Here is a 3,872-nt window from a genome sequence, read left to right on the forward strand (position 1 = left end):
CAATACGTGCAACGGGAGTCGAACCCGTATCTTCTTTGCTCTTCCGTTGAGCTATGCACGTCCTTGAGAGAAGCAATCTTGTGGCCGGTTCATCATTCCACCACAATGCACGCAGCGGGATTCGAACCCGCGTCGGTGGCTTAGAAGGCCACTGCTTTTCCAGCTAAGCTATACGTGTTAGATGAGGCGGGGTGGCCTCCCTACATCTTTCGATACTACTAATTTACACCCCGAATCCATGCATAATCCGGAGCGAACCCGGAACTTTCCCGGAATTTTATCGGAAAAAACACGGAGCAATTAATCAAAACTAAATTCTGCACGCTTCTCAGGCTCATATTTGTGTGGTTTCTTAACGATTAAGTCCTCAACTGTGTCAGGATAGACTTCGGCAAAAGCAAGCTTCCCTTCCCGTAAATACTTATCGAAGGTCTTATCCGAGATATGATCCATACAAGCCATGCACTTTACCTTTGAGTATCGCTTAATATACAAGAAATACAGTGCCTGTGAATAGCGGTCAGTCTGCTCGTCAATGCCAATCGCCTTAATAACGTTGACTACCAGATTAGCCATAAATTCGGCGTTAAGCTTGTTTACATGCTTCTCATCAACGTGGTTTTCGAAGCTGGGACTTTGTGGCATGCCGTCCATTGCAGGACTCTGCAAGTTGAAACGCGCGCGCCGTGCCCGCAATTTCCACTTCCAATAATCTTTTAGCACTGACTCAGCTTTTTCAATCGTCTTATCCTCATCCACATTCTTAAAGATGCTTTCCATAGCGCTTGCCACCCCTTGGTTATGCTATAATTAGTTGTTGACCATTGAGTAAGCATAATTTGGGTAAGGGCTGCTGCTGGGCGGCCCTTTTTTGCTGTCTAAATATTTTGCGATTGCTTTTCCAGCTCTAACCCATGCTCATAAACCGCATGGTTGAGGGCCACATCTACCGATTTTGCCTTCTACACGTACTGCTCAACGCTTGTGACACGTTCATCACCGCGTTTCATCATGTCCTTAGCAATCGCCTGCAAGGCTTGTGGCAACGAGTTATATTAGCCTAACGCACGTTCACTGAGAACCTCGCCGGCCTTTGTCATAACGGTCTTCGGCGTTCCATCATCGCTTAGCTTAGCAAGTGATACGATATAATTTCGTGGTTCGCTTGTGATGTGATACTCACCTATTCGCATATCAATCATGATTTTTCCTCCTTACTGAATCAGCTCCAGCGGCCAAAGAATGATGCCGTTTCCTTCAAACTCTTCCAGTAGCTCTTCAATACTTAGTTCACCCTCAACGTCATCAGCGCTTTTGCACTTGTCCCATGCTTCTGCTGATGTCAATTCTTTACAGTCAGCGTCTAGCTCGTCATCGCGATCAGAGATGTCGCGATAGTAGATATCGATGGCTGCTTGCTTGCTGCCAGCAGCGATTAAAGCATAGTAGTACGCCCCAGTTTTTGGACTAAATTCAAAATATCGATGCGTAATTTCGGTTGTCATTTTCATTTAGGTTTTCTCCTACATAAAATAAGAATTTTATCCCATCGTCAGCTCATGGATAACCTGGTTGCGTTCCTTCGCTGACAGCTTGTTAATCGCGTTGCGTTGGCTGTTGCTCAGCTTGGTAAAGTGATTGCCGCACCACACTAACGCCTGTGCCACATCGCCGCCGTAGCTTGCCATGCCTTGCATCACGTAATTGCGATACTCAATCTGTTCGTGTGTCATGCTGTGCCTCCACTTGATAATTTCCATAAATCAAAGCAAGCATTACCTGTGCTTCTTTAAAATTGTATGAGAAGTAGTCATCGCTCCATTTTTTGAAGCCATCACTGACTGGTAGCCAATCCATTACCTGCTCACAATCTTCTTTGCACTTTTCTTCGTCTCTAGCGAAGATAAATTCTAGCGCCCCTTGGAAAGTTAAACCATTTTCCATTTCTTCTGCAAAATACTCAATTCTATCGGCAACTGTTTTCGGAAAGATGATTTTCGGTGGGACACACTTACCATCCTTCACTGACCAGCCATAGACGCTTTTTAGCAGCGGATCAAATGTTTCTGCAAACGATTTTTCAATGTCTTTGTCAATATTTCTTTTAGTATTCTTATCCATGCTGTGCCTCCAATAGTTCTGGGTTCGTGTGTACATTACCCTTTAACGCCATGTCTGCTTCCGGTTCATTAAACTCACAAAACGGCACAAAATCATCAGCATGATAATAATTGCTGTGTGCATCTGTATAACTCATTCTCATAATAAAAATCGAGCTATCCATCTTTAAGGTAAATATTTTTCCAACTTCAGGAATCACTAAATCGCTCATCTTCTGACTACCTCGATTATCTAGCTATTGACTGCCTCTCATTCAAATTCCCACATCAAATTATTATTGGCGCTGAATTTCACAAATTCATAAAACTCAGGTAGATGCTTAGTGGCTGATAACTGGCTAGCTTTAAGTTCATCTAGTTCCCTAGCGAGCTGCTTAACGTGGTTTACGTCAAACAGTCCATCACAATCTGAATGCAGAAAGAAATCTTGAATTAGCTGTGCTTCCTGTGTACTTTTTCGTCCCATTTCTAGCCATAAATCAAAAGGATTGTGTGGATCTTTTTTGTAGTAGTAAAATCCCAATGGCTTGCTCAAAGCCACTCGAATTTTAAAAAAGTCCCCATACCCTATTCGGAAGCTGTTAAGCTCTCCTCTAGAAGTCTCATAATCTTCCAAAAGTCCATCGTAAATTTTGCAATCGCGTTCAAATCTCGCATGATCGTTTCGGTATGCAAAATCGCTCTCATCCGGATAATTCCAAACGTCTACCGGATTAATTGCATCACTGTTTGCGATTGCTGAAATGTTTAATCCCATTTCCCAATTACCTCCACCCGCCAGCCATTAATGACCGGCTTTTTCTGTTGCCAAAGTGCAGCTTTTATCTTCCATGTCGCTATGTGGTCCAAGTAGTGTGTCCGTGCGTATGACAGGCGGCACTCATGACAACCTCTGTCGCTCGTCAATCTAACTTGCATTACCCCAAGTCCTTGGCCATCTGCCAAAATCCGTGCTCAGTAGCATGCATGCGCTGCCGTTTTTCCATAAGCGTTTGGTATCGAAATGGACCGAATTCTCTGAGCTTTGCCTCTTTCATGTATAAAATCTGCATGCACAAATCATTTAAATCGTCAGGCTCTAGTTGATAAAACTCACGTTGCCACCCCCACTTGGTAGGTACGTATCTTGGCCCTTTGTAACCCTTAATAACATTGAACCGATACCGTAGGTGCTCTTTTCCTCGATGGTCGCTGATTCTAATCGAGTACAGCAACCCGTAATCCAGCTTCAAGTAAATGCTGTTCGATGAGTATGAGTCATACCGCATGATCCTCACACCATTGTGTCGAAGGAAGCTGACTAGCGTACCTGCAGTTTTGATGATGGTCTTATCACGATGCTTTTTTCTGCTCATCGTTTGTCCTCCGTTCGATTTAATCCTTGCTGCACGATTTCCAATGCTTCCTCCGGGCTGCGAGCGACCCCATAAATAACCGGGTCAGCCGCGATTTCCTTAGCAAAGTATTCTTGCGCAGGCCGCCGCTTACCAGTCTTCGTCTTGACCTCGATGAAGAACATTTTGCCATCAGACTTGCGATATCCGCATAGGTCAGGAAAGCCTCTCTCAGGGCCAGCGCTAAAGAACCGTCCGTCTTTCATGGGTACCCTACCGACGTTGATACGCCATACCTGACATCCATTTAGCGACAGCATAGCGATGATTTGCGTCTGAATGACATGTTCTGGACCCGGTCCACGCTTTTTGTGCTTGAGTGGCTTGACTATTTCCTTATCACCATCAGGGCTATAGC

9 protein-coding genes and 2 tRNA genes are annotated in these 3,872 nt (G+C 44.6%); all 11 read right to left on the reverse strand.

Annotated elements, in window-relative coordinates; genetic code table 11:
* Positions 1-3: 3 nt before the first annotated feature.
* Positions 4-61: transfer RNA gene (locus tag V8I28_RS13020), tRNA-OTHER, on the reverse strand.
* A gap of 45 nt (positions 62-106) precedes the next feature.
* Positions 107-177 (reverse strand) — tRNA-Arg (locus V8I28_RS13025).
* Between the two features lie 123 nt (positions 178-300).
* The gene (locus V8I28_RS13030) at positions 301-780 is read right to left on the reverse strand and encodes an ArpU family phage packaging/lysis transcriptional regulator (protein ID WP_341780469.1); all 480 of its coding nucleotides are present in this window, start codon (positions 778-780) and stop codon (positions 301-303) included.
* A gap of 275 nt (positions 781-1,055) precedes the next feature.
* Entirely contained in the window at positions 1,056-1,202 is a 147-nt protein-coding gene (locus V8I28_RS13035; protein WP_341780470.1) for a hypothetical protein, read from the reverse strand.
* A gap of 12 nt (positions 1,203-1,214) precedes the next feature.
* Positions 1,215-1,511: a hypothetical protein gene (locus V8I28_RS13040; RefSeq protein WP_341780471.1), complete on the reverse strand. Its 297-nt coding sequence runs from the start codon at positions 1,509-1,511 to the stop codon at positions 1,215-1,217.
* A 30-nt stretch (positions 1,512-1,541) separates the two neighbouring features.
* A complete protein-coding gene (locus V8I28_RS13045; protein WP_148467641.1) occupies positions 1,542-1,733 on the reverse strand; it encodes a hypothetical protein in 192 nt (63 codons plus the stop codon).
* Complete coding sequence (locus tag V8I28_RS13050; protein WP_341780472.1) at positions 1,714-2,121, reverse strand: hypothetical protein; 408 nt, start codon at positions 2,119-2,121, stop codon at positions 1,714-1,716. Before V8I28_RS13050 ends, V8I28_RS13045 begins: the two co-directional genes overlap by 20 nt.
* Positions 2,114-2,332, reverse strand: a complete 219-nt coding sequence (locus V8I28_RS13055) for a hypothetical protein (RefSeq protein ID WP_341780473.1) — start codon at positions 2,330-2,332, stop codon at positions 2,114-2,116. Before V8I28_RS13055 ends, V8I28_RS13050 begins: the two co-directional genes overlap by 8 nt.
* Positions 2,333-2,370: 38 nt before the next feature.
* Positions 2,371-2,877 carry a hypothetical protein gene (locus V8I28_RS13060; RefSeq protein ID WP_341780474.1) on the reverse strand — a complete coding sequence of 169 codons (507 nt, stop codon included), beginning with the start codon at positions 2,875-2,877 and terminating at the stop codon, positions 2,371-2,373.
* A gap of 160 nt (positions 2,878-3,037) precedes the next feature.
* Positions 3,038-3,475 (reverse strand): hypothetical protein, encoded by a 438-nt coding sequence (locus V8I28_RS13065; RefSeq protein ID WP_341780475.1) that lies wholly within the window; start codon positions 3,473-3,475, stop codon positions 3,038-3,040.
* Positions 3,472-3,872, reverse strand: a 401-nt coding sequence (locus V8I28_RS13070; protein WP_341780476.1) for a VRR-NUC domain-containing protein, incomplete at its 5' end; no start/stop codon positions are given. The genes V8I28_RS13065 and V8I28_RS13070, both read right to left, overlap by 4 nt.

The organism is Levilactobacillus sp. HBUAS70063 (genome assembly GCF_038374745.1).
Lineage (GTDB): Bacteria > Bacillota > Bacilli > Lactobacillales > Lactobacillaceae > Levilactobacillus.